The organism is Arthrobacter sp. NicSoilB11 (assembly GCF_019977375.1).
GTDB lineage: Bacteria > Actinomycetota > Actinomycetes > Actinomycetales > Micrococcaceae > Arthrobacter.
Genome location: NZ_AP024657.1, coordinates 832507 through 858281 on the forward strand (window position 1 = coordinate 832507; position 25775 = coordinate 858281).

General features: G+C 65.8%; 21 protein-coding genes and 2 riboswitches. Of the genes, 15 read left to right on the forward strand and 6 right to left on the reverse strand.

Translation table 11 applies throughout. From position 1 onward, the window contains the following. Position 1: 1 nt before the first annotated feature. Both mmsA and chvE read right to left on the reverse strand, forming a co-directional pair. Positions 2-1531 carry a multiple monosaccharide ABC transporter ATP-binding protein gene (gene mmsA / locus LDO14_RS03955; RefSeq protein WP_026266198.1) on the reverse strand — a complete coding sequence of 510 codons (1530 nt, stop codon included), beginning with the start codon at positions 1529-1531 and terminating at the stop codon, positions 2-4. 106 nt (positions 1532-1637) lie between these two features. Continuing rightward, the gene (gene chvE, locus LDO14_RS03960; protein ID WP_043425664.1) at positions 1638-2786 is read right to left on the reverse strand and encodes a multiple monosaccharide ABC transporter substrate-binding protein; all 1149 of its coding nucleotides are present in this window, start codon (positions 2784-2786) and stop codon (positions 1638-1640) included. 245 nt (positions 2787-3031) lie between these two features. Here chvE and araB point away from each other — a divergent pair, with 245 nt between their 5' ends. The 7 genes from araB to LDO14_RS03995 all read left to right on the forward strand — a co-directional run bounded on the left by araB (position 3032) and on the right by LDO14_RS03995 (position 9549). Next, positions 3032-4786, forward strand: coding sequence for a ribulokinase (araB, locus tag LDO14_RS03965; RefSeq protein ID WP_018772038.1), 1755 nt, complete (start codon positions 3032-3034; stop codon positions 4784-4786). Next, positions 4783-5499, forward strand: coding sequence for an L-ribulose-5-phosphate 4-epimerase (locus LDO14_RS03970; RefSeq protein ID WP_018772037.1), 717 nt, complete (start codon positions 4783-4785; stop codon positions 5497-5499). The genes araB and LDO14_RS03970 overlap by 4 nt, the downstream gene beginning before the upstream one ends. A 56-nt stretch (positions 5500-5555) precedes the next feature. Further along, entirely contained in the window at positions 5556-7076 is a 1521-nt protein-coding gene (gene araA, locus LDO14_RS03975) for an L-arabinose isomerase (protein WP_018772036.1), read from the forward strand. 48 nt (positions 7077-7124) lie between these two features. Next, positions 7125-8138 carry a LacI family DNA-binding transcriptional regulator gene (locus LDO14_RS03980; RefSeq protein ID WP_018772035.1) on the forward strand — a complete coding sequence of 338 codons (1014 nt, stop codon included), beginning with the start codon at positions 7125-7127 and terminating at the stop codon, positions 8136-8138. 107 nt (positions 8139-8245) lie between these two features. Next, positions 8246-8449 carry a hypothetical protein gene (locus LDO14_RS03985; protein ID WP_018772034.1) on the forward strand — a complete coding sequence of 68 codons (204 nt, stop codon included), beginning with the start codon at positions 8246-8248 and terminating at the stop codon, positions 8447-8449. Positions 8450-8541: 92 nt separating this feature from the next. Continuing rightward, a complete protein-coding gene (locus LDO14_RS03990; RefSeq protein WP_026266196.1) occupies positions 8542-8844 on the forward strand; it encodes a DUF4193 domain-containing protein in 303 nt (100 codons plus the stop codon). A 159-nt stretch (positions 8845-9003) separates the two neighbouring features. Beyond that, positions 9004-9549, forward strand: a complete 546-nt coding sequence (locus LDO14_RS03995) for a hypothetical protein (protein ID WP_018772032.1) — start codon at positions 9004-9006, stop codon at positions 9547-9549. Positions 9550-9628: 79 nt separating this feature from the next. On the opposite strand, the gene LDO14_RS04000 is transcribed toward LDO14_RS03995, so the two are convergent. Further along, positions 9629-11185 (reverse strand): APC family permease, encoded by a 1557-nt coding sequence (locus LDO14_RS04000; protein WP_018772031.1) that lies wholly within the window; start codon positions 11183-11185, stop codon positions 9629-9631. A gap of 221 nt (positions 11186-11406) precedes the next feature. On the opposite strand from LDO14_RS04000, the gene LDO14_RS04005 reads away from it, so the two are divergent. Further along, a complete protein-coding gene (locus LDO14_RS04005) occupies positions 11407-11886 on the forward strand; it encodes a DNA starvation/stationary phase protection protein (protein WP_018772030.1) in 480 nt (159 codons plus the stop codon). A gap of 81 nt (positions 11887-11967) precedes the next feature. On the opposite strand, the gene LDO14_RS04010 is transcribed toward LDO14_RS04005, so the two are convergent. After that, the gene (locus tag LDO14_RS04010; RefSeq protein WP_223993863.1) at positions 11968-13527 is read right to left on the reverse strand and encodes an MFS transporter; all 1560 of its coding nucleotides are present in this window, start codon (positions 13525-13527) and stop codon (positions 11968-11970) included. 85 nt (positions 13528-13612) lie between these two features. On the opposite strand from LDO14_RS04010, the gene LDO14_RS04015 reads away from it, so the two are divergent. From LDO14_RS04015 to LDO14_RS04030, 4 genes are all read left to right on the forward strand, one after another. Further along, positions 13613-14149: a TetR/AcrR family transcriptional regulator gene (locus LDO14_RS04015; protein WP_018772028.1), complete on the forward strand. Its 537-nt coding sequence runs from the start codon at positions 13613-13615 to the stop codon at positions 14147-14149. Positions 14150-14242: 93 nt separating this feature from the next. Continuing rightward, positions 14243-14340, forward strand: a riboswitch (glycine riboswitch). 26 nt (positions 14341-14366) lie between these two features. Beyond that, a riboswitch (glycine riboswitch) is annotated at positions 14367-14474 on the forward strand. A 53-nt stretch (positions 14475-14527) separates the two neighbouring features. After that, a complete protein-coding gene (gene gcvP, locus LDO14_RS04020) occupies positions 14528-17374 on the forward strand; it encodes an aminomethyl-transferring glycine dehydrogenase (protein ID WP_223993865.1) in 2847 nt (948 codons plus the stop codon). An 11-nt stretch (positions 17375-17385) separates the two neighbouring features. Continuing rightward, complete coding sequence (gcvT, locus tag LDO14_RS04025; protein ID WP_223993867.1) at positions 17386-18534, forward strand: glycine cleavage system aminomethyltransferase GcvT; 1149 nt, start codon at positions 17386-17388, stop codon at positions 18532-18534. Between the two features lie 142 nt (positions 18535-18676). Beyond that, positions 18677-20116, forward strand: a complete 1440-nt coding sequence (locus LDO14_RS04030; protein ID WP_223993875.1) for an L-serine ammonia-lyase — start codon at positions 18677-18679, stop codon at positions 20114-20116. Positions 20117-20162: 46 nt separating this feature from the next. Here the strand turns inward: LDO14_RS04030 and LDO14_RS04035 are convergent, their stop codons facing one another. Beyond that, entirely contained in the window at positions 20163-20708 is a 546-nt protein-coding gene (locus LDO14_RS04035; RefSeq protein ID WP_056389195.1) for a TspO/MBR family protein, read from the reverse strand. A gap of 121 nt (positions 20709-20829) precedes the next feature. Here LDO14_RS04035 and LDO14_RS04040 point away from each other — a divergent pair, with 121 nt between their 5' ends. The 3 genes from LDO14_RS04040 to LDO14_RS04050 all read left to right on the forward strand — a co-directional run bounded on the left by LDO14_RS04040 (position 20830) and on the right by LDO14_RS04050 (position 24934). Beyond that, a complete protein-coding gene (locus tag LDO14_RS04040) occupies positions 20830-21963 on the forward strand; it encodes a peptidoglycan bridge formation glycyltransferase FemA/FemB family protein (RefSeq protein WP_056389176.1) in 1134 nt (377 codons plus the stop codon). Positions 21964-22095: 132 nt separating this feature from the next. Beyond that, positions 22096-23412, forward strand: a complete 1317-nt coding sequence (locus LDO14_RS04045) for a peptidoglycan bridge formation glycyltransferase FemA/FemB family protein (protein WP_018769527.1) — start codon at positions 22096-22098, stop codon at positions 23410-23412. 34 nt (positions 23413-23446) lie between these two features. After that, positions 23447-24934, forward strand: coding sequence for a threonine/serine exporter family protein (locus tag LDO14_RS04050; RefSeq protein ID WP_018769528.1), 1488 nt, complete (start codon positions 23447-23449; stop codon positions 24932-24934). On the opposite strand, the gene LDO14_RS04055 is transcribed toward LDO14_RS04050, so the two are convergent. Further along, positions 24931-25770, reverse strand: coding sequence for a siderophore-interacting protein (locus tag LDO14_RS04055; RefSeq protein WP_144601296.1), 840 nt, complete (start codon positions 25768-25770; stop codon positions 24931-24933). The genes LDO14_RS04050 and LDO14_RS04055 overlap by 4 nt on opposite strands. Between the last annotated feature and the right edge of the window lie 5 nt (positions 25771-25775).

The window sequence follows — 25775 nt, forward strand, 5'->3', positions numbered from 1 at the left end:
GCTATTCCTTCTCTTTGGTCATGTAGTGCATCAGGGTTTCCTGGGTGGCCTCGGCGATGGGGACTTCGCCGGTGATGTGGCCGGCGGCGAGGGTGTAGATGCGGTCGCAGATGCCCAGGAGTTCGGGAAGTTCCGAGGAAATGACGATCACGGCTTTTCCTTCGGCCGCCAGTTTGGCGATGATCGTGTAGATCTCGAATTTTGCCCCGACGTCGATCCCGCGGGTGGGTTCATCGAGGATGAGCACGTCCGGGTCGGAGAACATCCATTTGCTCAGCACCACCTTCTGCTGGTTGCCGCCGGAGAGCTTGCCGGTGATGGCGGCCACCGAGGGCGCTTTGATGTTCATGCTCTTCCGGTAGCCGTTGGCCACCACGGTCTCCTGGTTCTTGTCCACGAAGCCGCGTTTGGCGAGCTTGCGCAGCGCTGCCAGGGAGATGTTGCGCTTGATGTCCTCGATGAGGTTCAGGCCGTAGTGCTTGCGGTCCTCGGTGGCGTAGGCGATGCCGTGGCGGATGGCGTCGGAGACGGTGGAGGTGTTGATTTCCTCGCCGTACTTATAGACCTTGCCGGACATTGCGGTGCCGTAGGTTCGGCCGAAGACGCTCATGGCGAGTTCGGTGCGCCCGGCGCCCATCAGCCCGGCAAGTCCCACCACCTCGCCCTTCCTGACATGCAGGTTGGCGTTGCGGACCACCATGCGGCTGTGGTCCTGGGGATGCCGGACGGACCAGTCCTCGATCCGGAGGACTTCCTCACCGATGTTCGGCTCGCGGTCCGGGTACAGGCTCTCCAGGTCGCGGCCCACCATGCCGCGGATGATGCGTTCCTGGGTGATCTGGCCTTCATCGAGCCGGAGGGTCTCAATGGTTTTGCCGTCCCGGATGATGGTGACGGCGTCGGCCACCTTCCGGATTTCATTGAGTTTGTGGCTGATGATGATGCTGGTGACCCCCTGGCCCTTCAGATGGAGGATCAGGTCCAGCAGGTGGCCGGAATCCTCGTCGTTGAGGGCGGCCGTGGGCTCGTCCAGGATGAGCAGCTTCACTTCCTTGGACAGCGCCTTGGCGATCTCCACGAGTTGCTGCTTGCCCACGCTGATGTGCTGGACGGGGGTGACGGGGTTTTCGTCGAGGCCCACGCGGGCCAGCAGCTTTGCTGCCTCCAGGTTGGTCTTGCGCCAGTCCACCCATCCGTTGGTGGCTTGTTCATTGCCAAGGTAGATGTTCTCCGCGATGGAGAGGTACGGGCTCAGCGCCAGTTCCTGGTGGATGATCACGATGCCCCGCTTCTCGCTGTCCGAGATGCTGGAGAAGTTGCAGGGTTCGTTTTCGAAGAGGATTTCCCCTTCGAAGGTGTTGTGTGGATAGACGCCGGACAACACTTTCATGAGCGTTGATTTGCCGGCGCCGTTTTCGCCGCAGATGGCGTGGACCTCTCCACGGTTCACATCGAGGGTGACGTCCTGCAGCGCTTTCACGCCGGGGAAGGTCTTGGTGATTCCTCGCATTTGAAGAATGGGTGTGTTCATCGTCAATTCCCACTGACTGGTCGAAGCTTGGCCGTCCTGCTGCTGCAGGAGGTTGCGGGCGGGGCTGCGGCCGGATGGAGGTCCGGCCACAGCCCCCGGACGCTGACTACTTGACGTCGGCGTCGGTGTAGTAACCCGAGTCGATCAGTTCCTTCTTGTAGTTGTCCTTGGTGATGATCACGGACTTCAGCAGGAAGGCCGGAACAACCTTGACCTTGTTGTTGTAGGTCTTGGTGTCGTTGGTTTCAGGTTCCTGGCCCTTGAGGACGGCGTCGACCATCTTGACGGCCTGTGCGCCGAGCTGGCGGGTGTCCTTAAAGATGGTGGAGTACTGCTCGCCCGCGACGATGGACTTCACGGAGCCCTTTTCGGCGTCCTGGCCGGTGACCACCGGAAGGCTTCCCTTGGCGTAGCCGCCGGTGCTGGTGAGGGCGGAGATGATGCCGATGGACAGGCCGTCGTACGGGGAAAGGACGCCGTTCAGCTTGGTGCCCGAGCTGTAGGCGGAGGTGATGATGTCCTCCATGCGCTTCTGCGCCACGGGTGCCTGCCAGCGAAGGATGGCGGCCTGCTCAAACTTGGTCTGGCCGCTGGGGACCTTCAGGGTGCCGGCATCCATGTAGGGCTTGAGGGTGTCCATGGCGCCGGTCCAGAAGAAGTTGGCGTTGTTGTCGTCCGGGCTTCCGGCGAAAAGTTCGATGTTGAAGGGGCCCTTGCCGTCCACCTTCTTGCCGCTCGCGTCGACCAGGCCCAGGCCGGTCAGCAGCGAGGTGGCCTGCTGGACGCCCACGGTGTAGTTGTCGAACGTGGTGTAGTAGTCCACGTTCGGAGTGCCGTTGATAAGGCGGTCGTAGGCGATGACCTTGACGTTCTGCTCCTTGGCCTTGGCCAGGACGTCGGTCAGGGTGGTGCCGTCGATGGCAGCGATGATCAGGGCCTTGGCGCCCTTGGTCAGCATGTTTTCGATCTGCGAGACCTGCGTGGGGATGTCGTCGTTGGCGAACTGGAGGTCCGTCTTGTAGCCGAGGTCTTTCAGGGACTTCTCAACATTTGCGCCGTCGGCGATCCACCGTTCAGATGTCTGGGTTGGCATCGAGATGCCAACCAGCGAGTCGCTGGGCTTCGCTGCGCCGCTGGATTCGCTGGTTCCGCCACGGGAGCCGCAACCGGTGGCTCCCACGGTCAGGGCGAGGACAAGGGCCACCGCGCCCATGAGTTTTCTGATTCTCACCATAATCTCCTTCCGCGGCAGCATTGCCGCGAAGTGTTGTTGGGCCGGGAAGCAACGGTGCTCCCGGTCCTGGCCACATGGTTGATGTGTCGGTTCAATATAGACTGATTTGTGAACGCTAACAAGAGCCTGCTCCCGGAAACTCCGAAATCTTTCGATGTCATTGACTTCTTCTTTGTTAGCGTTCACACTTGCTGCAGCACTTAGCTCGACCCTGACCCTACAAAACCGGTAATGAGGCCGCTTGCCTCCCGGATGGAGGCAACCCCATGCCAGATGCGCTGTTCACTTCCAGCTCCGACCCCCGCCACGACCACTGCGTGGTCGGCGTGGACTTCGGGACCCTGTCCGGCCGCGCCGTGGTGGTGCGGGTCCGCGACGGCAAGGAGCTTGGGAGCGCCGTCCATGAATATCCCCATGCGGTGGTGACCGGCTCCCTGCCCGGTGACGTGGCGGGCGACGACGGCACGCGGCTTCCCGGCGAATGGGCGCTTCAGGTGCCCAACGACTACCGGGACGTCCTGCGCACCGCCGTTCCTGCCGCGGTGGCTGACGCGGGGATCGACCCGGCCGCCGTCGTCGGCATTGCCACCGACTTCACCGCCTGCACCATGGTGCCCGTGAAGGCCGATGGCACGCCGCTGAACGAATTGCCGGGCTATGCCAACCGCCCGCATGCCTACGTGAAGCTCTGGCGCCACCACGCCGCCCAGGGGCAGGCCGACCGGATCAACCGGCTGGCGGCCGAACGCGGCGAAGACTGGCTTCCCCGCTACGGCGGCCTGATCTCGTCCGAGTGGGAATTCGCCAAAGGCCTGCAGCTGCTGGAAGAGGACCCGGAGGCCTACGCCGAAATGGACCACTGGGTGGAGGCGGCCGACTGGATCGTCTGGCAGCTGTGCGGCCGCTACGTCCGCAACGCCTGCACCGCCGGCTACAAGGGCATCTACCAGGACGGGCGGTACCCCTCGGAGGATTTCCTGGCCGCCCTGAATCCGGACTTCAAGGACTTTGTCAGTTCCAAGCTGGAGCACACGATCGGGCGGCTGGGGGACGCCGCAGGGACCCTGACGGCGGAGGCTGCAGCCTGGACCGGGCTGCCGGAGGGCATCGCCGTGGCCGTGGGAAACGTTGACGCCCACGTCACTGCCCCTGCTGCCAAGGCCGTGGAATCCGGCCAGCTGGTGGCCATCATGGGCACCTCCACCTGCCATGTGATGAACGGCAGCGAACTGCGTGAAGTGCCGGGAATGTGCGGGGCAGTGGACGGCGGCATCGTGCCCGGCCTGTGGGGCTACGAGGCCGGTCAGTCCGGTGTGGGGGACATCTTCGGCTGGTTCACCAAGTACGGCGTCCCCCCCGAATACCATGAGGCTGCCGGGGACGCGGGGCTGGGAATCCACGAGTACCTCACCGGACTGGCGTCGCGGCAGGCCATCGGGGAGCACGGCCTGATCGCGCTCGACTGGCACTCGGGCAACCGCTCGGTCCTGGTGGACCACGAGCTGTCCGGCATCGTGGTGGGCCAGACCCTTGCCACCCGGCCCGAGGACACCTACCGTGCCCTGCTGGAAGCCACGGCCTTCGGAACCCGCACCATCGTGGACGCCTTCCGCGACGCCGGGGTTCCGGTCAGGGAATTCATCGTCGCGGGCGGCCTGCTCAAGAACAGGCTGCTGATGCAGATCTACGCGGACGCCACCGGCCTGCAGCTGTCCACTATCGGCTCGGAGCAGGGCCCGGCCCTGGGATCGGCCATCCACGCCGCCGTGGCCGCGGGTGAATACGCGGACATCCGGGAAGCCGCCGCCGCCATGGGCGCCGAACCCGGCGAGGTCTACACGCCGATCCCGGAAAACGTTGCCGCGTACGAGGAACTGTTCCAGGAATACAGGGCACTGCACGACTACTTTGGCCGCGGCGGCAATGACGTGATGCACCGGCTCAAGGCCATCCAGCGCAAAGCCGCCCGGGCCAGCCTGCCCGGCTCCGCCGCCGAACCTGCCGTGGGGGTCTCCGCATGAGCACCGACACCGGGATCCTGGAAACCATCGCCCGGGTCCGTGAGGAAGTGTGTGCGCTGCATGCCGAGCTGACCCGCTACGAACTGGTGGTGTGGACCGCAGGCAACGTTTCCGCCCGGGTGCCGGGCACCGACCTCATGGTTATCAAGCCCTCCGGGGTCGCCTACCAGGACCTGACCCCGGAACAGATGATCGTGACGGACCTGCACGGCATGCCCGTCAGGGGCACCAACGTCGGTGGCGGCGGGACCGTGGACTGGGGCAACCCGCCGCTGTCGCCGTCGTCGGACACCGCAGCGCACGCCTACGTGTACCGGCACATGCCGGAGGTGGGGGGCGTGGTGCACACCCACTCCACCTACGCCACTGCCTGGGCTGCCCGGGGGGAGGCCATTCCGTGCGTGCTGACCATGATGGGCGATGAGTTCGGCGGCTCCATCCCGGTGGGCCCATTCGCGCTGATCGGGGACGACTCGATCGGCCACGGGATCGTGGAGACGCTGAAGAACTCCAATTCACCGGCGGTCCTGATGCAGAACCACGGCCCCTTCACCATCGGCAAGGACGCCCGCTCCGCGGTGAAGGCCGCCGTGATGTGCGAGGAAGTGGCCCGCACCGTCCACATCTCCCGCCAGCTGGGCGAACCGCTGCCCATCGACCAGGGCTCCATCGACTCCCTCTATGCCCGCTACCAGAACGTCTACGGCCAATAAACAACACAGGCCAGTAATCCACGGCGCCGTCATTACACAACTTCCCAGGAGAATCCATGAGCACCGCAGCAAGCACCTCCCTCGACGGCTACGAGGTCTGGTTCCTCACCGGCAGCCAGCACCTGTACGGGGAGGAGGTCCTCAAGCAGGTGGCCGCCCAGTCGCAGGAGATCGCCAACCAGCTCAACGCCAATTCCGCCGTCCCGGTCAAGATCGTCTGGAAGCCGGTCCTCACCGATTCGGATGCCATCCGGCGCACCGCCCTGGAGGCGAACGCCGATGATTCCGTGATCGGTGTGACCGCCTGGATGCACACGTTCAGCCCGGCCAAGATGTGGATCCAGGGCCTGGACCTGCTGCGTAAGCCCCTGCTGCACCTGCACACCCAGGCCATCCGGGACCTGCCGTGGGCGGACATCGACTTCGACTTCATGAACCTGAACCAGGCCGCGCACGGCGACCGCGAGTTCGGGTACATCCAGTCCCGGCTGGGCATCGCCCGGAAGACCGTCGTCGGGCATGTCTCCAACCCCGAGGTGGCACGCCAGGTGGGCTCCTGGCAGCGCGCCGCCGCCGGCTGGGCCGCCGTCCGCACCCTTAAGCTGACACGCTTCGGGGACAACATGCGCAACGTCGCCGTCACCGAAGGCGACAAGACCGAGGCGGAGCTGCGCTTCGGCGTCGCCGTGAACACCTGGTCCGTCAATGAGCTCGCGGACGCCGTGCACGGCGCGGCGGAGGCCGACGTCGACGCACTGGTGGCGGAATATACGGACCTTTACGACGTGGTGCCGGAGCTCCGCGCAGGCGCGGCCAGGCATGAATCGCTGCGGTACGGCGCCCGGATCGAGCTGGGCCTGCGCAGCTTCCTCGAAGCCAATGGCTCCGCCGCGTTCACCACCTCCTTCGAGGACCTGGGCGCGCTGCGGCAGCTTCCCGGCCTCGCCGTGCAGCGGCTCATGGCCGCCGGGTACGGGTTCGGCGCCGAAGGCGACTGGAAGACCGCCATCCTGGTGCGCGCCGCGAAGGTGATGGGTGCCGGCCTGCCCGGCGGTGCGTCCCTGATGGAGGACTACACGTACCACCTGGAGCCCGGGTCCGAGAAGATCCTGGGCGCCCACATGCTGGAAGTTTGCCCCTCCCTCACGGCGTCGAAGCCGCGCCTGGAAATCCACCCGCTGGGCATCGGCGGCAAGGAGGACCCGGTCCGCCTGGTGTTCGACGCCGATGCCTCCCCGGGCGTCGTCGTCGCCCTGTCCGACATGCGGGACCGTTTCCGCCTGGTGGCCAACGCCGTCGACGTGGTTCCCCTGGACCAGCCGCTGCCAAACCTGCCCGTGGCCCGCGCCCTGTGGCAGCCGAAGCCGGACTTCGCAACCTCCGCCGCCGCCTGGCTCACAGCCGGCGCAGCCCACCACACCGTGCTCTCCACCCAGGTGGGCATGGACGTGTTCGAAGACTTCGCCGAGATCGCCAAAACCGAACTGCTGACCATTGACCACGACACCACCATCCGGCAGTTCAAGAAGGACCTGAACTGGAACGCCGCCTACTACAAGCTGGCAGGCGGGATCTGATCCAATGGCACGGCTGAGCTCCCGGCGCCCGCCACGGACAACAACCCCGTGACGCACGGCAAACCACGCCGGCTGCCGAGGCTTGAGGACGTGGCGGAGCTGGCCGGGGTCTCACACCAGACCGTGTCACGGGTGGTCAACAACCACCCCAACGTGAGCCCGGGGACGCGGGAAAAAGTGGAAGCGGTGATAGCCCGGCTCGGCTACCGCCGCAACACCGCAGCCCGGAGCCTGGTCACCCGGCGCTCGCAGACCATAGGCGTCCTGGGCAGCGAGCTCTCCCAGTACGGTCCTGCCAATACATTGCTGGGCGTGGAACGCGCTGCGAGGGACGCCGGATATTTCGTCAGCGTCGCCGCGTTGCGGGAGGTCAGCCGGGACGCGATCCTGGACGCCGTCAGGCACTTCCTGGACCAGTCGGTGGACGGCATCGTGGTGATCGTTCCGCACCTTGAGACGCTGGCCGCCCTGGCGGAACTTCCCATCGGGGTCCCGGTGGTGGCCGTTGGACCCGAGGGGAATGACACTGTTGGCGGCGTCAGGGTGGACCAGCGCCGCGGGGCCGAACTCGCCGTGCGGCACCTCATTGGGCAGGGGCACGTCAGGATCGGGCACGTCGCGGGCCCGCAGGACTGGATCGATGCCGTGGCGCGTGCCGACGGCTGGCGGTCCACCCTTGCCTCCGCAGGACTCGAGGCGGACCTGATCATCGAAGGTGACTGGAGCGCCGGCAGCGGCTACGCCATCGGCCGACGGATCGCGGCCACCCGCCGGGCCACCGCCCTCTTCGTGGGCAACGACCAGATGGCCCTGGGAGTCCTGCGCGCCCTGACCGAGGCCGGCATCAAAGTGCCGCAGGACGTGTCCGTGGTGGGCTTCGACGACCAGCCCGAGGCCGGCTATTTCAGTCCGCCGCTGACGGTGGTCCGGCAGGACTTCGAGGAACTGGGCCGGCGGTGCATGCAGATGATGTTGACGGCGTTCAGCGGCGCGGAAGGACCCCGGACACTTGTCGTGGAGCCGGAACTCGTCCTGCGCAGCAGCACGGCACCGCCCGCCTGAAGAACCCGCCTGCCGAATCCGGCCGGAGATCCTGCCGGCAGCTGATTTAATCCGGGGGAGACCGGCGCGAAACGTGGCCACAACAATCGCTGCGTAGTTTTCAGTGCATGACGGCTACCCTGCTCATCCGACTCCGCGACTGGCTGCTGGACACCTTCACCTACGAATCCGAGTCCAGTGCCGCCGGCGCCATGGCCGACGCCACCCGGTGGGGCTGGCTTCCGGCCTTGAGCGGAGTGTCCCTCGGTGCCGACCAGGCCCGGTCCGGGCATGCAGGAACAGCGGGCGGAAGCGGCAGAATGTCTGCTTAGCCACACTATTGCGCCGGTAGCGCGATAATGCCCTAAACTGCTGCACTGAGGTGCCTGAAATGGCGCTGCGCAGCAACGAAAGTGAACACGCTATGGCTACCGATTACGATGCTCCACGCAAGCAGGAAGAAGAGTCGCCGGCCGACTCTCTCGAGGCCCTCCAGGCGTCACGGGGCGGCAACGCGCAGACCGCGGTTATCGATGTCGACGAGAACGACACCGCTGAAGGCATCGACCTGCCCGGCGCCGATCTGTCCAATGAGGAACTGACCGTCATTGTGGTTCCCGAGCAGTCCGATGAGTTCACCTGCTCGTCGTGCTTCCTGGTCCGGCACCGCTCCCAGGTTGCCCGTGAAAAGGACGGCCTGAAGTACTGCCGCGACTGCGAAGGCTGAGTGTCTTCCTGATTTTTGCCGGCGCCGGCCACCTCCCCGAGGTGGCCGGCGCTGCTTTGTCCCCGGACGCCGTCGTTATCAAAATGCCCCCTCGTTTCCCGGTCCGGACACTCCTACGCTGGAAGCATCCAATGGTCTTTAGTCGTGGATGGCACTGCTATGAAGAAGTTCCTCACCTGGCTCGCGGCAATCCTGTTGGCTTCCGGGCTGGGAATCGTGGTCCAGGCGCCCGCCTCGGCGGCGCCCTACTGCGGCCTCACATGGGGCTCCCTTGCGAAGACCGGGCAGGATACGGGGACCGCATCGGTCACCAATGTCCGGACCGGGCAGCACTACTGCTTCGACCGGCTGGTGGTGGACCTCAACGGGCCCGCCGTGTCCTACACGGTGCAGTATGTGCCGCGGATTGAGCAGGAAGGCTCCGGGGCCTTCATCCCGGTACGGGGCGGCGCGCGCCTGCATATCAGCATCAAGGCGCCGTCCTACGACCAGAACGGCAACCCCACCTACAACCCGGCGGACAAGGCTGAACTCAGCAACGTGGCCGGCTACCAGACGTTCCGCCAGGTGGTTTCGGCCGGAAGCTTCGAGGGGTACACAAGCCTCGGTCTGGGCGTCCGGGCCCGCCTGCCGTTCCGGGTCTTCACCCTGGCCGGTCCCGGCCCGGGCTCGCGCCTGGTGATCGACGTGGCGCACTACTGGTGAAAACGAAAAAGGTGCCGTGCCCCTGATGGGGGCACGGCACCTTTTTCGTTCAGGCAGCGTTGTGGCGGCCTCCAGCGATCTATTCCGGCACTACCAGCGCGGGGGTGTCCCGCTTGAGGGTTTCGCCGCGGAAGAAGCCGGGGTGCGTGCGGGACATGACCAGCATGACGACGGCGCCCAGGGCCAGGATGCCGATGCCCAGGATGAACACCAGGCCCACGCCGAAGACCTCGGAACCACTGCCGAACTCCGGCGCCAGGCTGTCCACGGCGGTCTGGACGAACACCACGAACAGGCCCACGCCGCCCACCACCGGGCATACCAGCCGCAGCAGGAAGTGGCGGGTGCTGTTGAACAGGCTGTGGCGGAAGTACCAGGTGCAGGCCAGCGCGGTGAGGCCGTAGTAGAAGCAGATCATCAGACCCAGGGCCAGGATGGTGTCATTCAGGACGTTTTCGCTGACCACGTGCATCACCGCGTAGAACCCGGCGGACAGGATGCCGGCGGCGATGGTGGCGTAGCCCGGCGTCGCGAACTTCCTGCTGATCCGGCTGAACGGTTCAGGCAGGGCGCCGTAGTGCGCCATGGCCAGCAGGCTTCGGGACGGCGACATGAACGTGGACTGGAGGGAGGCCGCGGAACTGGACAGCACGGCGAGGGACATCAGGATGGCGAAGGGGCCCATGATGGGGGAGGCCAGGGCCGTGAAGATGTTCTCTTGGTTGTCGGCGTTGTTCAGGCCGTTGCCGGTGTCCCCGACGCCGGCGAACATCATGGTGGCGATGCTGACCAGGAGGTAGATGGCCAGGACGATGACGGCGGTCAGGGTGCCGGCCAGTCCGGCCGTCTTCTGGCCGTTCGCTGTTTCCTCGTTGACCGTGAGGCACACATCCCAGCCCCAGTACACGAAGATCGACAGCGAGATGCCGGCGGCAATCTGGCCGAACGTCTCGATCTTCGTGACGTCGAACCAGTCCCAGCTGAACGGGATGGCCGTTTCGGACGTGGACCAGTTGGCGAAGGCCATGGCGACGAACAGGCCCAGGACCAGAAGCTGGAAGCCCACCAGGCCGTACTGCACCACCTTGGTGGTGTGCAGCCCGCGGTAGCTGACCCAAACAGCCAGCGCCACGAACACGAAGCAGGTCAGGACGTTCAACGCTTTGTTGCCGGCCAGGTCTGCCAGTTCCGGTGAGCCGGTGAGCTGGGACAGGAAGAGGTAGAAGAAGTCGACGGCGACGCCGGCCAGGTTGGACAGCACGATGATGTTGGCGGCCAGCAGGCCCCAGCCGCCCATCCAGCCGACCCAGGGGCCGAAGGCTTTGGTCACCCAGGTGAAGGTTGTGCCGCTGTCCGGGGAGTCGGCATTGAGCTCCCGGTAGGCGAGCGAGACCAGGATCATGGGGATGAACCCGATCAGGAAGATGACTGGCAACTGGAGTCCGGCTTCATTGACGGTGGGTCCGAGTGCGCTGGTGAGGGTGTAGGCGGGGGCGATGGTTGAAATGCCCAGGACGACGACGGCGAGGAGCCCGAGCTGCCCGCCCTTGAGGCCTTTGGCGCTGACGCCGTCCGCGGACGGGGCGTGGGCGTGCGGACCGGGTTTGGCCGTACTGGTGCGGATTGTCTCTGTCATGGCACCACTTTCTGGAAGGCTGTGAGACGGAGGTCACTATATGAATGGCGTTCATTTAGTATGGGGGTGCCGGACCTGTGATGCAAGACGCAATATGAATCACATTCGTTTATGACTTCCTTTCCAAATTAGTAAGCTCACTGAGAAATTGCCGAAAGCCCTGCCGCCGCTAGGTGCTCGGCTGGTAGCGTCGGCCGTATTGGACCACTTGAGGAGGACGCATGAAAGCTTCACCGACACTGACCAACAATCTGCAGGCTGTCCTGGCCGACCTGATCGAACTGCACGTCCAGGGCAAGCAGGCGCACTGGAACATCGTGGGCACCAACTTCCGCGACCTGCACCTGCAGCTTGATGAGATCGTCGACGCTGCCCGCCAGTTCGCCGACGACACAGCCGAACGAATGCGCGCCCTGCATGCACTCCCGGACGGCCGCAGCTCCACCGTTGCCGAAACCACCAGCCTGGCCCAGTTCCCTGAAGGGCTGATCAGCACTACGGATGCCATCGAGCGGATCGTTGCTGCCATGGAAGCCGCCGTGGGCACCATGCGCAAAGTCCATGACGAGGTGGACGAGGAGGATCCCACCTCCGCGGACCTCCTGCACGAGTTCATTGCCCGGCTGGAGCAGTTTGCCTGGATGGTACAGGCTGAAAACATGAAGCCGACCGCCAAGGTCACAGCCGCCGACTCCAAGTAGCCGGCAGCCACCCGCCTGGACCCTTTGGGCGCCTGGTATCGGAATTAATCCGGTACCAGGCGCCCTTTTTGTTTCGCTTGGTTAGGCCGCTTTCGGCACCTTCCGCAGCACGACGGCGGCGAGGACTGCCGCCGTCGCCATCAGTACCAGCCCAATTGCCGCAGTGATGTGCACGCCGGAATCAAACGCTGACGCCGCAGCGTCCCGGACGGTGTCCGACAGGGAAGCGGGCAGCAGGTTTGCTGCTTCCACTGCGCCGGCAAGTGTTTCCCTCGCGCTGTGCAGGGAGGAGCCGGGCAGCATGCCGTCAAGGCCTGCGGGCAGCCGCAGGTTCTGCTGGTAGGACGCCGTCAGGATGGAGCCCAGTACCGCCGTGCCCAGCAGCGACCCCACCTCGTAGCCGGTCTCGGAGATTGCCGCGGCAGCGCCTGACTTCTCCGGCGGCGCGGACCCGAGGATGAGGTCGTTGGAGATGGTTTCGGCCGTACCCACGCCCAGTGCAAGGACCAGCAGGGCTGCCAGCAGCAGCGAGGGGCCGCCGTCGTGATTCCCGAATGCCACCATGGTGTAGCCGGTGGCACTGAACGCCAACCCCGCAGCCACCACGTATCCCGGGCGGACCTTGCGGACCAGCGGCACCACCACCAGGCCGGCCACCACCGTGGCGGCCAGTGCCGGGATCATGGCAACGCCCGCTGCGGACGGCGTCATTCCCTCGAGGAGTTGGAGGTGCTGGGCGAGGAACAGGATGAAGCCGTTGAAGGAGAACAGGGCAAGGATGTTGGCGCTGATGGCCATGCTGAACACCCTGTTCCGGAACAGGGACATGTCCAGCAGGGGGTGCGCCAGCCGCTGCTGCCGCTGCACGAACACCGCCCCCATGGCCAGGCCGAAGGCGATGGCGCCCAGACCTGCCGCCCCTGGACCTTCGGTGGCAACTGCCTTGATCCCGTAGACAACGGGCACCATGACCAGCATGGAGAGCAGGATGCTGGGGATGTCCACCTTGCCGGGTGCCGGATCCTTCGATTCCGGGATGAGGGCCGGTCCAAACGCCAGCAGGGGGACCATGAGGGGGACCGCCACCAGGAAGACGGCACCCCACCAGAAGTGCTCCACCAGCCAGCCGCCGAAGATCGGACCCAGGGCCGCGCCGCCGGAGAATCCGGCGGCCCAGATGGCGACGGCCAGCCTGCGGCGATTGGGCTCGGGGAAAATGTTGCGGATCAGCGACAAGGTGGACGGCATCAGCATGGCGCCGAAGAATCCCAGGGCGGCGCGGCCGGCGATGAGCCATTCCGGCGCGGGTGCAAAAGCCGTCGCAACGGACAGCGCGGCAAAGCCGATGCTGCCAAGGATGAGCAGCCTCCGCCGCCCAATCCGGTCGCCGAGGCTTCCCATTGATACCAGCAGCCCGGCCAGCACCAGGGGGTAGGCGTCAACGATCCACAGCAGCTGCACGCCTGTGGGTTCCAGGGCCCGGGCGATGGCCGGCAGCGCGAACGTCAGTGCGGTGTTGTCCACCGCCACCAGCAGCACGGGAAACATCAGCAGCCCCAGCGCCAGCCAGTCGCGCCACGGAGGACGCACGGAAGTGCTGCTTGCCTGCCCGGTTGCAGAACTCTCGATGGAAGTGGTCATGAGATAACTATACCGTCCGGACGGTATAGTTTAAAAATGCGACGGTTTTCCTTATTCCTGCACGGGGGAGGGCATGATGGAGGGCATGCCCCGAAAGCCTGTTGCCCGTGACGCGGTCCTTGACGCCTTCGAGTCCCTGCTGATTGAAGTGGGTGAGCGGGCGGCCACCCTCGATGCCGTGGCGCGCAGGGCCGGCGTATCCAAAGGCGGCCTCCTCTACCACTTTCCCAACAAGGAAGCCATGATTGCCGTGTTGCTCGACCGCCTGGAGGGCCTGGCGGGCGAGGATGCCGATGCCATGGCGTCGGCAGCTGAAGGCGCCGCGGCCTACTTCATCCGTTCCTCGGTCTGGGCGGATACCCCTTTGGACCGTGCCATCGTGGCCGCCACCCGGCTTGCAGAGGTGGCCCACGAGGAGACGCGGCGCCGCTTCGCGGCCATCCAGCAGCGCTGGCTGGACGAAATTGCTGCGGATGTGGGACCTGGGCTGGCCAAGGCAGTCCTCTATATGGGGGACGGCCTGTACTTCAACGCCATGCTGTCCGTGGCCCCTGCGCCGGCCGGGGGAGCGGCCGCTGACGTGGAGGAACTCCTGGCCGCGCTGGAACGGCTCCGCAGGTAGCTCCGTCATTTGCCGGGAGGGGTTGCCGCGTAGGACAATAGAAAGTTGTGAGGGCTGTCACCGGCCTTCATGATCCAACAAATGAATAGCCTTTGATCTGCGGCGGGAGAGTTCTGCCGGAAGTACAGGCAGGCGCCGTAGGAGCAAATCCTCCCCAGGAATCTCGCAGGCCCCCGTACCGCCGCGGCGAGGCACCTCTGGAAAGCAGCAGGCAGTCTTATTCTCTTTTGGAGAGGTAGGGACTGTTGTGCTCACCGACGGTGCAAGCGGGTCCTGCCCAGGCAGGGAACGCGGAAACTCTCAGGTCCAATACAGAGCGGGGAGGAACCCGAATAGCTGTGGCGTACCCTTCGCCGCCTGAGTAAATGGAGTTCCTTCGTGTCGGTTACCCCAGCCTCCACCACTTTCGTAGACCGCCATATCGGCGCGCGCCGCCAGGCCGACGTCGACACCATGCTCAAAGCCGTGGGCTACGACTCGGTCGATTCCCTTGTGGACACCGCGGTTCCCAAGGTCATCCGCCAGGACACCGCCCTTCGCCTGCAGGACGCCCTCAGTGAGGTTGAAGTCCTCACGGAACTGCGGAAGCTTGCCGCCAAGAACAAGACGGCGGTGCAGCTGATCGGCCAGGGCTACTACGACACCGTGACTCCGCCGGTGATCCGCCGCAACATCCTGGAATCCCCGGCCTGGTACACCGCCTACACGCCCTACCAGCCGGAGATTTCCCAGGGCCGGCTTGAGGCGCTGCTGAACTTCCAGACCATGGTGCAGGACCTTGTGGGCCTGCCCATCGCCAACGCTTCGCTGCTGGATGAAGCAACGGCGGTGGCCGAGGCCGTGCTGCTGATGCGCCGTGCCAACAAGACCAAGCCCGCGGCAGACGGCAAGACCGTCCTGGACATCGACGTGCTGCCGCAGACCATCGCCATCGTGCTGGGGCGTGCGGAGGCGCTCGGCTTCGAGGTGGAGGTCGCCGACCTGTCCAAGGGCCTGCCCGAGGGCGACATCAACGGGATCGTGCTGCAGCAGCCCGGCGCTTCCGGCCGCGTCTGGGACCAGTCCGCGGTGATCTCTGCAGCGAAGGACCGGGGCGCGCTGGTCACGGTCGCTGCGGACCTGCTGGCCCTGACACTGATCACACCTCCGGGCGAGCAGGGCGCGGACATTGCCGTCGGCTCAGCCCAGCGTTTTGGCGTGCCGCTGTTCTTTGGGGGCCCCCATGCCGCCTACATGGCTGTCCGCAAAGGCCTGGAGCGTTCCTTGCCTGGCCGCCTGGTTGGGGTGTCAAAGGACGACGCCGGCACGCCTGCCTACCGGTTGGCCCTGCAGACCCGCGAGCAGCACATCCGCCGCGAGAAGGCCACGTCCAACATCTGCACCGCCCAGGCGCTGCTGGCCATCGTTGCGTCCATGTACGCCGTTTACCACGGCCCCGACGGACTGAAGGCGATTGCCCAAACGGCGCACCGCCACGCCCGTAGCCTGGCGGCCTCGCTTGCGGCCGCCGGCGTCGAGGTGCTGCACACGAGCTTCTTCGACACCCTTACGGTCCGGGTCCCCGGACGGGCTGCTGGCATCATCGCCGACGCCGAGGCGCGGGGCATCAACCTGCGCAGCGTCGACGCCGACACCGTAGGCATCGCCCTCGATGAAACCACGACGGCGGCCATCGTCGCCCAGGTTGCCGACGTCTTTGGCGCCACGGTTGCCGAGGTCCAGGGCTTTGGGCTGGAGGCCGCCGTCGAGCGTTCCTCCGACTACCTGCAGCACCCGGTCTTCAACACGCACCGGTCTGAAACCCAGCTGCTGCGTTACATCCGCAAGCTCTCGGACCGCGACCTGGCGCTGGACCGCACCATGATCCCGCTGGGTTCATGCACCATGAAGCTGAACGCCACGGCCGAGATGGAAGCCATTTCCTGGCCGGAGTTCGCCTCGATCCACCCGTTCGCCCCGGACTCCCAGACCGAAGGCTGGCGCGAACTCATCGCCGGCCTGGAAGCGGACCTGACCACGATCACCGGGTATGACCAGGTGTCCATCCAGCCCAACGCGGGCTCGCAGGGCGAGCTCGCCGGGTTGCTCGCGATCCGCGGCTACCACCATTCCCGGGGCGAGCAGCAGCGCAACGTGTGCCTGATCCCGGCCTCGGCGCACGGCACCAACGCCGCCTCCGCCGTGCTCGCGGGCATGAAGGTGGTGGTGGTTGCCACGGCTGCCGACGGCACCATCGACCACGACGACCTGACGGCCAAGATCGAGGCCAACAAGGACGTCCTGTCCTGCATCATGATCACCTACCCCTCCACCCACGGTGTCTACGATGGGGATGTCCGCGAAGTCTGTGACGCTGTGCATGCTGCCGGCGGCCAGGTCTACATCGACGGCGCCAACCTCAACGCCCTGGTAGGGCTGGCCCAGCCGGGCCAGTTCGGCGGGGACGTGTCCCACCTGAACCTGCACAAGACCTTCTGCATCCCGCACGGCGGCGGGGGACCCGGCGTCGGGCCCGTTGCCGCCAAGGCGCACCTGGCACCGTTCATGCCGGGCGACGCGAACAAGGCGGCGCACGAAGCCGGGCACGGTGTGGCGATCTCGGCGTCCCGGTTCGGTTCGGCCGGCGTGCTGCCGATTTCCTGGGCCTACGTGAAGCTGATGGGCGGTGAGGGCCTGACCGAGGCCACCAAGTCCGCGCTGCTGGCGGCCAACTACGTCGCGTCCCGCCTGAACGAATACTTCCCGGTCCTCTACACCGGTGAAGGCGGGCTGGTGGCGCACGAGTGCATCCTGGACCTGCGCGAACTCACGGCGAAGACGGGAGTCACGGCCGAGGACGTGGCCAAGCGGCTGATCGACTTCGGTTTCCACGCCCCCACCCTTTCGTTCCCTGTCGCGGGCACGCTGATGGTGGAGCCCACCGAGTCAGAGGACCTGGCCGAGATCGACCGCTTCATCGAGGCCATGATCAGCATCCGCAAGGAAATCGACCAGGTGGCCAACGGCGACTTTGCTGTAGCGGATTCACCCCTGCGCCGCGCACCCCACACGGCGGCCGCCGTCGTCAGCTCTGGCTGGGACCGCGCCTACCCGCGGGAGCAGGCGGCGTTCCCTGCCCACCACAAGCAGGACAAGTACTTCCCGCCCGTGGGACGCATCGACGGCGCCGCAGGTGACAGGAACCTCATCTGCTCCTGCCCGCCGCTGGAAGACTTCGAAAACTAAGGACCGGCGCCATGACCGAGAAATACACCGCGCTTTACGACGAGCACAAGAAGCTTGGAGCTTCCTTCACGGACTTCGGCGGGTGGCAGATGCCGCTGAAGTACAGCTCGGAGCTTGCTGAACACCATGCCGTGCGCCGGGCTGCCGGCCTGTTCGACCTCTCGCACATGGGCGAGGTCTGGGTGACCGGCCCCGGCGCCGCCGCCTTCCTGGACTACGCCCTGGTGGGAAAGATCTCCGCCATGGCCGTGGGCAAGGCAAAATACTCGCTGATCTGCAATGAGGACGGCGGTATCGTCGACGACCTCATCACCTACCGACGCCCTGCCGCGCAGGACGGCACCGACGTCTTCCTGGTGGTCCCCAACGCGGGCAATGCCACCGTGGTGGCCGCTGCCCTGCAGGAACGGGCCGCCGGGTTCGATGTTGTAGTGGAGGATGCCTCAGCCCGCACGTCGCTGATCGCCGTCCAGGGCCCCAAGGCCCAGGAACTCCTGCTGCGCCTGGTCCCGGCCGCGCAGCACGCACTGGTCACTGAGCTGAAGTACTACGCCGCCGTCAGCGTGCCGCTCCTGGTAGGCGGCGCCGGAAAGGAACTCCTGCTTGCGCGCACCGGGTACACGGGTGAGGACGGGTTCGAAATCTTCGTGGGCAACGGCGATGCCCCCGCGCTGTGGCAGTCACTGATCGCCGTCGCCGACGACAGGGAACTGACCCCGGCAGGCCTCGCCTCCCGTGACTCCCTGCGCCTCGAAGCGGGAATGCCCCTGTACGGCAACGAACTGTCGCTGCAGGGCGACCCGTTCGCCGCCGGCCTCGGCCCCGTCGTCGCGCTCTCCAAGGAAGGCGACTTCGTCGGCAAAGCCGCCCTGGCCGCCAAAAAGGAAGCCGGAGCCGGCAGCACCTCCGGCCGCCGCCTCGTTGGGCTCAAAGGCCAGGGCCGCCGCGCCGGACGCGCGCACTACCCCGTCCTCAAGGACGGCGCCACGGTTGGCGAAGTCACCTCCGGCCAGCCGTCGCCCACCCTTGGCTACCCCATCGCCATGGCCTACGTCGACGTCGAATACTCGGCACCCGGCACCGCCCTCGACGTGGACCTCCGTGGCAAGGCGGAGCCATTCGAAGTCGTCGACCTCCCGTTCTACAAACGCCAAAAGTAAGCCCTGTACCGCACCGTGGCCGGCTTCGGGTCCGGCTCTGCCGGCCCCTGGTGCGCATGGACCGGTGTGTCGAGGCTGACAGGACGTACAGGAAGTGGGTTGAGCGGCAACCGAACCAGATTTAGTTAGGAAATACCCCGTTATGGCTGTTGGAGTCTTTGACCTGTTTTCGATCGGGATTGGGCCTTCGTCGTCTCATACTGTGGGGCCGATGCGGGCTGCTGCGGTGTTCGCTGAGGAGCTCAAGGGCCTGGGTGTCCTGGGTGATGTGGCGGGGTTGCGGGTTGATTTGTATGGGTCGTTGGCGGCGACGGGTCATGGGCATGGGACGATGACCGCCGTTTTGTTGGGGTTGGAGGGGTTCCATCCGGAGTTGATCCTGCCCGCCGAGGTGGAGGAGCGGCTGGCGTCGATCGCGGGGACCGGGGTGCTGAACCTGGCCGGTGCTGTGGCCTTGCCGTACGGGGTGAAGGATATGGTGCTGCGGCCGTTGACGGTGTTGCCGCGGCACACGAACGGGATGACGTTCACGGTCACTGATGCGGCCGGGGAGGTGCTGCATTCGGCGACGTTTTTCTCGGTGGGTGGCGGGTTCATCGTCCGTGAGGGCGAGGAGGACGCGGCGCAGCAGGAACTGGACGCGTCCAAACAGGAACTGCCGCTGCCGTTCCGGACCGCGGCGGAGCTGCTGGGGCACTGCGCGGTGACCGGGCTGGGCATCGCCGACGTGATGCTCGTGAACGAAAAAGTCTCCCGGGACGAGGAGCAGATCCGGGCGGGGTTGCTGCAGATCTGGTCGGTGATGGAGGGCTGCGTGGCCGCCTCGTTGAGGCGGGAAGGGGTGCTGCCGGGCGGGTTGAAGGTCCGCCGCCGCGCCCCTGACTGGTACGACCGGTTGAAGAAGGAATCCGCGGGCGGCCCGGTCGAGGAGACGGATGCGGCGTGGGACGCGGGCCCGTTCGATGCCAAGTATTGGCAGGAGTGGGTTAATTTGGTGGCGTTGGCGGTGAATGAGGAGAACGCCTCCGGCGGGCGGGTGGTCACCGCCCCGACGAACGGGGCGGCCGGGATCATCCCCGCGGTGCTGTTCTACGCCCTGCATTTCGCCCCGGGCATGGACAAAGCCACCCAGGAGGACCGGGACGCGGTGGTGGTGCGGTTCCTGCTGGCCGCGGGCGCGGTGGGGGTGCTGTACAAGGAACAGGCCTCGATCTCCGGGGCCGAGGTCGGCTGCCAGGGCGAGGTGGGGTCGGCGTCCTCGATGGCGGCCGCGGGCCTGGCCGAGGTCATGGGCGGGACCCCGGCGCAGGTGGAGAACGCCGCGGAAATCGCGATGGAACACAACCTGGGCCTGACCTGTGACCCGATCGGCGGGCTGGTCCAGGTCCCCTGCATCGAACGGAACGCGATCGCGGCCGCGAAAGCGATCAACGCCGCGAAAATGGCGCTCTGGGGCGACGGCACCCACCGCGTGTCCCTGGACGAAGTCATCATCACCATGCGCGAAACCGGCAAGGACATGTCCTCCAAATACAAAGAAACCGCCATGGGCGGCCTCGCCGTCAACGTCGTCGAATGCTGATCCCCACCTGGCAACGCGACGCCACAGGCCACGCGGAGACCATCGCTTAGTTATGCGCCGCGGCCCACCAGTTCAGGCTGGCCGCAAACACCAGCCATGACACGTAGGGCAGCAGGAGCAGCCCGGCCGTGCGGCTGATGGGACCAAAATACACAACGGTTACTGCGACGGCGGCGATCAGGGCAAGGATGATGGCCAGCCCCAGCCACAGGGCCGGCGTGCCAAGGGCGGGGTAAAGGGCGAAAAACGCGGGGGTCCAGGCAAGATTGAGGACCAGCTGGACGGCGTAGGCGGCCATTGCCGGACGTGTCCTGCTGGTCCGCCGGCGCCAGACCAGCCACGCTGCGACAGCCATTGCCGCATAGAGGACGGTCCAGACGGGACCAAACACGCCGTTGGGCGGGGACCAGGGCGCCTTGTCAGCGGTGGCGTACCAGCCGGAGACATTGGCCGCCGAGGCCAGGCCGCCCAGCGCCGCCACCAACAGTGACGCCACCAGGAATCCGATAAGCGCGGCCACCTGCACCCCGGCGCTGTAGGGCTGTCCGTCGCTCCCCGTGCGGGCTGTAGTCTCTTCCCCATCCGGCCTCATGCCTACACCCTTGTTGACCGCCAACAGCGGCGTCAAGCGGGCATTCTGAACGCGGATGCCGCCCGTGCACCGCCGGTCGGCGAAAAGCCGGAAGCACATCAGGCTTTAGACTTGAGGCTGCATGTCCGCACGCACCCAGAACTACCGAAACCGCGCACAGACCCGATTGGACAAGGCCCCCTTGCGACAATTCACCGCACGTTTTGCCACCGCCGAGGAAATTGAAAACTGGGACAAGCACGTCACGGCCAATCCGAACGGCGGCAATATGCTGCAGTCCGCCGCCTATGCATCGGTCAAGAACGGAAGCGGCTGGAAAGTCCGGTTCCTAGTGCTGGAAAGCCCCGGAAACTCCAGCTACAACCTGGTGCTGGAGAAGAGCTTCCCCGTCCTGGGACGGTTGTGGTACCTGATCAAGGGCCCCGACCTGGCCGATGCAGCGGACCTCGGCCCCGTCCTTGAATCCGTTGCCGCGTTTGTCCGGGGCAGGAAGCTGAATGTCTTCACCATCAAAGTGGAACCGGACATTATCGACTCCGACGAGGTGCAGAAGGAACTGCGCGCGGCCAACCTGGTGAAAGCGCCCAATATCCAGTCCAACGACTCCACCGCCCTGCTGGATATCTCCGGCTCCGAAGAGGCAGTATTCAAAGCCATCTCCTCGCGCGCCCGCAATGCCATCCGGCGTGCCGAACGCGAAGGCTGCCAGGTGGTCCGGCAGGAACCCGGACCTGAAACCTACCGCGCCCTGTACGACCTGATGGTCAACACCGTCAGCGCCAAGGGATCCATGCCCCTGCGGAGCTACGATTACTACGCACAGTTCTGGGATGAGTTCAGCAACCGCGGCCAGGGCAACTTCTTCTTCACCTACGAGGACGGAAAGCCCAGCGTGGGCGCATTCGTCATCAACTACGGTGCCAAGGCAACCTACAAGGACGGCGGTTCCACCCAGAACCGCAAACAGTACGGTGACTCGCACCTGGTCCAATGGGCGGCCATCCGCCGGATGCAGGAACTCGGCTGCACCGAGTACGACTTCTGCGGCACGCCTCCAGCTGCGCGCATCAAGGACAAGACCCACAACCTTTACGGAATGGGCATGTTCAAGACCAGCTTCACCAAGACAGTGACCGACTTCGTGGGCTGCCACGACTACGTCCTGTCCCCGCTGCGGCACCGGCTTTGGGTCAAAGGCGGCGAAAAGATCTTCCGCCGGATTGAAACCGCACGGACCGGCCAGCAGTTCTACTGACCTGCAGCCGCCAGAACCGCAAAGCTCCCGCGACCCCCGCCGGACCAGCACGCCCGCGTGCCGGCCGCCCCGAACACCGCCCGCCCATCGCGCGCCCACCAGGCCGCGAAGAGTCCAGAAGAAGGTCACCCCTTGAATCCAGTTTCCGCCGCTACCGGGCTTGAATACGCCAACCTCAGCGACGCCGACTTTGAGGCCTTCGCCCTGAAGCACCCGCAGAACAGTTTCCTGCAGTCCATTGATTTTGCCCGTTTCCAGCGAGCACGCGGCCAGCAGGTGGAACTCTTCGGAGTCCGGCGCAATGGGGAACTCGTGGCGGCAGGAAAGCTCAACTACACCACAAACCGCCTCGGCTACACCGTCTGTGAATGCGCCAAGGGCCCCCTTATGGACTACACGGACCGGAACCTGGTGGGCGCCGTCGTCGAGCTTCTCCGCAAGCACGCGGCAGGCCGCAAAGCCGCTGAACTGCGGATCTCGCCGAACGTCAGGTACATCGCCCGGGACGCCGACGGCGCCGAGCACCCCGACGTCGAGGACAACCGGCCCCTGGTGGCCGACCTGGAACGGCTGGGGTTCAAGCACCAGGGCCTGGACATGAACTTCGTCAACGTCAACTGGATGTTCATCAAGAACCTGGTGGGCATCCAGGACGCCGAAGAACTGATCATGAGCACCAGCTACCGGACGCGCAAAGCCATCCGCAAAGCGGAAAAGAACGGCGTCTTCCTGGAACAGGCCACCCTGGACACCCTGGACGACTTCTACGGGGCCCTGAGCCGGGCCGGTGACGAAAAAGGATTCGTCTACCGCGAACGCGCCTACTACGAACACCTGCTCCGGACCACCACCCCGGAATTCACCAAGCTGATGATGGCGAAGATCGACATCCCGGCCTACCGGAAATCCATCACTGAGCGCCTGGAAACGGAGTCAGCCACCGCAGCAGATCTCCGCCGTGAGGTGGAGGAGACCGGCAGCAAAAAGAAGGCCAACCGGCTCAAAGTGGTACAGGACCTGGTGGACAGCTACGAGCGGAGCCTGAAGGACATCGAAAGGTTCCCCGACTCCGTGGGGACGGCCACCGTGGCAGCCATCCACTTCGTTTGCTACGGCGATGAGGTGGTGTGCGTCATCGGCGGCACCGTCCAGGACTACATCTACTTCAACGGCGCAACCTCCCTGTACTGGGGAATGATGCTGCATGCCCTCGAGAAGGGATACCCGCGGTACAACTTCTACGGCACCTTCGGCATCTCCGGCCAGGACGAGGAAGGCCACGGCGGCTACGAATTCAAGAAGGGCTTTGGCGGCGAAGTGGTCCAGCTGGTGGGAGACTTCGTCGTGCCGGTGCGGCCCGCCGTCTTCCATGCCAACAGGCTCGCCAGGTCCGCTGCGGCCGCCGCCCGCACGCTGCTGGGCAAGTTGCCGCTGAAGCGTGCAGCCTGACCGTCCATAAACCGCGTACAGGGAGGAAGCGGGCATGACCGAACGGCACGAACGGCCAGGGCACAGGCCAAAGACTGACGGCCTGCCCAAGACTGAACCGCTGACCCCTGCGCAGCTTCGGCAGGACGCTGCCGCCAAGAGGATGCTGCGCCGCCTGGTGCAGGGCGAGAATCCACCAACCGCCCCGTTGAGCATCGTGGACCGGCTGGCGGGGAGTCCCTACGCCAACCCCACCATCCAGGTGGGTGGCGTGGACACCTCCGCCCGGAAGACCCTGGATTTCGCCCTGCACCTGGCCGAGACCATGTTCCGGTATGGCGCCGGCGCCCTGGAAGTGGAAACCAGCATCATTGCCGTCACCGCGGCCCTGGGGCTGAAGAACATCGAGGTGGACATCACCAACCAGTCCGTGGGTATCAACTACGCACCCAAGGACCAGACGCCGATCGCCCTGCTGCGCGTGGTGCGCTCCTGGACCAACAACTATGCGGGCCTGGCCAAGGTGCACCAACTGGTCACGGACATCGTGGCCGGCGGCGTGGGCCGGGATGAGGCGATCCGCCGGCTGAACGAGGCCATCACCAGCCCGAAACCCTATCCGCGCTGGATGGTCACGGCCGCCTTCGGCATCTTCGCCGCCGTGTTCGTTGGCGTGCTGGGCGGCGGTCCGGTGTCCTCGGCAGTTGCGTTCGTGGCCAATATCGGCATCAGCCTGCTGGCCCGGCAGCTGGGACGCTGGCGCGTACCGGACTTCTTCATCACCGCCAGCTGCTCTTTCGTGGTCACCATGCTGGCGCTGCTGCTCTGGCAGTTCGGGCTCACCGCATCGCCGTCCATCGTGGTGGTGGGCGGCATCCTGCTGCTCCTTCCCACCGGGCGCCTGGTGTCCTCCGTGCAGGATGCCATCAACGGCTTCCCGGTGACGGCGGCCGGACGGTTCCTGTCCACGCTGCTGACGTTCGGCGCCATCGTGGCAGGGATCGCTGTTGCCTTCGTGGTGGGGGAGCTGACCGGGCTGCAGCGCATCGACGTCACCCAGACCTTCCCGCCCGCCTACGATCTGTGGGTCCTCATCATCTTCGTAGCCGCCGCCGTGATGGCCATCGGCATTACGGAACAGACCACCTGGAAGCTCCTGCTGCCAACCGCAGCCGTAGGCGTGGCGGGCTACCTGGTGCTGCTGGGCTGCGGCCTGCTGGGCATCGGCGACCGTTTCGCCCCTGCCATGGCCGCCGTCGTCATTGGCCTGCTGGCACGGGTGGTGGCGCTGCGGATGGGTGCGCCGCAGCTGGTGGTGGCAGTTCCCGCAGCCCTGATCCTGCTGCCCGGCCTCACGATATTCCGGTCCATGTACGTCCTCACCGTTGAGGAGTCCGAGATCCTGGCCGGCGCCGGAGGAATGCTCAGCGCCGGTGCCATCGTGCTGGGAACGGCCGGCGGGATCGTCCTGGGCGACGTGCTGGCCCGGCCCCTGACCCGCAGCCTGGCAAGCAACGAGCGGCGCCGGGCGCGCCGCCGCTAGATCTGGCCGACCGGGAGCTTTTTCTCGGCCTGGAACACGTCCTCCACGCGGCCCTGCGCCCAGTAACCGGAGAGGGACACCTGCCGGCGGTCCAGGCCGCGCTGCTTGAAGAAGATTTCGCGGAGGGCCTTCATATAGCCGCGTTCGCCATGTGCAAACACATCCACGGTGCCGGTGGGCCATTCGGCCTCCGCCACCGCCCTGACCAGCAGGTCGCTGGCACCTGCCGGTGTGCCGTTGCGGGCCAGCCAGGTAATCTCCAGCCCGGCAGGGGCGGAAACAGGCTGGATGTCGGCCTCGGAACCTACCTCCAGGAAGGCAAGCCCGGTTGCCTCCGCGGGCAGGGCCTCGATGCATGCGGCGATGGCAGGAAGCGCTGCCTCATCACCGGCGAACAGGTACCAGTCGGCCTCGGGGTTGGGGTTGTAGGCGCCGCCGGGTCCGGTGAAGGTCAGTGTCTCGCCCGGCTGTGCCCCTGCCGCCCATGGACCCGCCAGGCCCTCGTCGCCGTGGACCACGAAGTCGATGGCGAGTTCGCTCGCCTCCGGATCCACCCAGCGCAGCGTATAGGTGCGGGTGAACGGCCACTGCTCGCGCGGCATGGTTTCCCGGACGGCCCACAGGTCCAGCGGGGAGGGGTAGTCAACCCCGGGCTGCGGGAAAACGATCTTCACGTACCGGTCCACGAAGCCGTTGTTGGCGAAGTCGCTGAAGCCCTCCCCGCCGGCCACGATCCGGACCATGTGCGGGGACAGCTGTTCCTTGCGCAGCACGGTCAGGGTGACCTGGGGGCGGCTCTTCTTCGTGGCGCTGGTGGCGGCGGGGACGGTGCTCATAAGGC

Coding starts and splice junctions, on each gene's coding strand:
- LDO14_RS04000 (WP_018772031.1), bottom strand. CDS start 11,185: ATGACAGAGACAATCCGCACCAGTACGGCCAAACCCGGTCCGCACGCC.
- LDO14_RS04035 (WP_056389195.1), bottom strand. CDS start 20,708: ATGAGGCCGGATGGGGAAGAGACTACAGCCCGCACGGGGAGCGACGGA.
- LDO14_RS03995 (WP_018772032.1), top strand. CDS start 9,004: ATGAAGAAGTTCCTCACCTGGCTCGCGGCAATCCTGTTGGCTTCCGGG.
- LDO14_RS04015 (WP_018772028.1), top strand. CDS start 13,613: ATGCCCCGAAAGCCTGTTGCCCGTGACGCGGTCCTTGACGCCTTCGAG.
- LDO14_RS04030 (WP_223993875.1), top strand. CDS start 18,677: ATGGCTGTTGGAGTCTTTGACCTGTTTTCGATCGGGATTGGGCCTTCG.
- LDO14_RS04055 (WP_144601296.1), bottom strand. CDS start 25,770: ATGAGCACCGTCCCCGCCGCCACCAGCGCCACGAAGAAGAGCCGCCCC.
- LDO14_RS04050 (WP_018769528.1), top strand. CDS start 23,447: ATGACCGAACGGCACGAACGGCCAGGGCACAGGCCAAAGACTGACGGC.
- araA (WP_018772036.1), top strand. CDS start 5,556: ATGAGCACCGCAGCAAGCACCTCCCTCGACGGCTACGAGGTCTGGTTC.
- LDO14_RS03970 (WP_018772037.1), top strand. CDS start 4,783: ATGAGCACCGACACCGGGATCCTGGAAACCATCGCCCGGGTCCGTGAG.
- gcvT (WP_223993867.1), top strand. CDS start 17,386: ATGACCGAGAAATACACCGCGCTTTACGACGAGCACAAGAAGCTTGGA.
- LDO14_RS04010 (WP_223993863.1), bottom strand. CDS start 13,527: ATGACCACTTCCATCGAGAGTTCTGCAACCGGGCAGGCAAGCAGCACT.
- araB (WP_018772038.1), top strand. CDS start 3,032: ATGCCAGATGCGCTGTTCACTTCCAGCTCCGACCCCCGCCACGACCAC.
- LDO14_RS04040 (WP_056389176.1), top strand. CDS start 20,830: ATGTCCGCACGCACCCAGAACTACCGAAACCGCGCACAGACCCGATTG.
- chvE (WP_043425664.1), bottom strand. CDS start 2,786: ATGCTGCCGCGGAAGGAGATTATGGTGAGAATCAGAAAACTCATGGGC.
- LDO14_RS03990 (WP_026266196.1), top strand. CDS start 8,542: ATGGCTACCGATTACGATGCTCCACGCAAGCAGGAAGAAGAGTCGCCG.
- mmsA (WP_026266198.1), bottom strand. CDS start 1,531: ATGAACACACCCATTCTTCAAATGCGAGGAATCACCAAGACCTTCCCC.
- LDO14_RS04005 (WP_018772030.1), top strand. CDS start 11,407: ATGAAAGCTTCACCGACACTGACCAACAATCTGCAGGCTGTCCTGGCC.
- LDO14_RS03985 (WP_018772034.1), top strand. CDS start 8,246: ATGACGGCTACCCTGCTCATCCGACTCCGCGACTGGCTGCTGGACACC.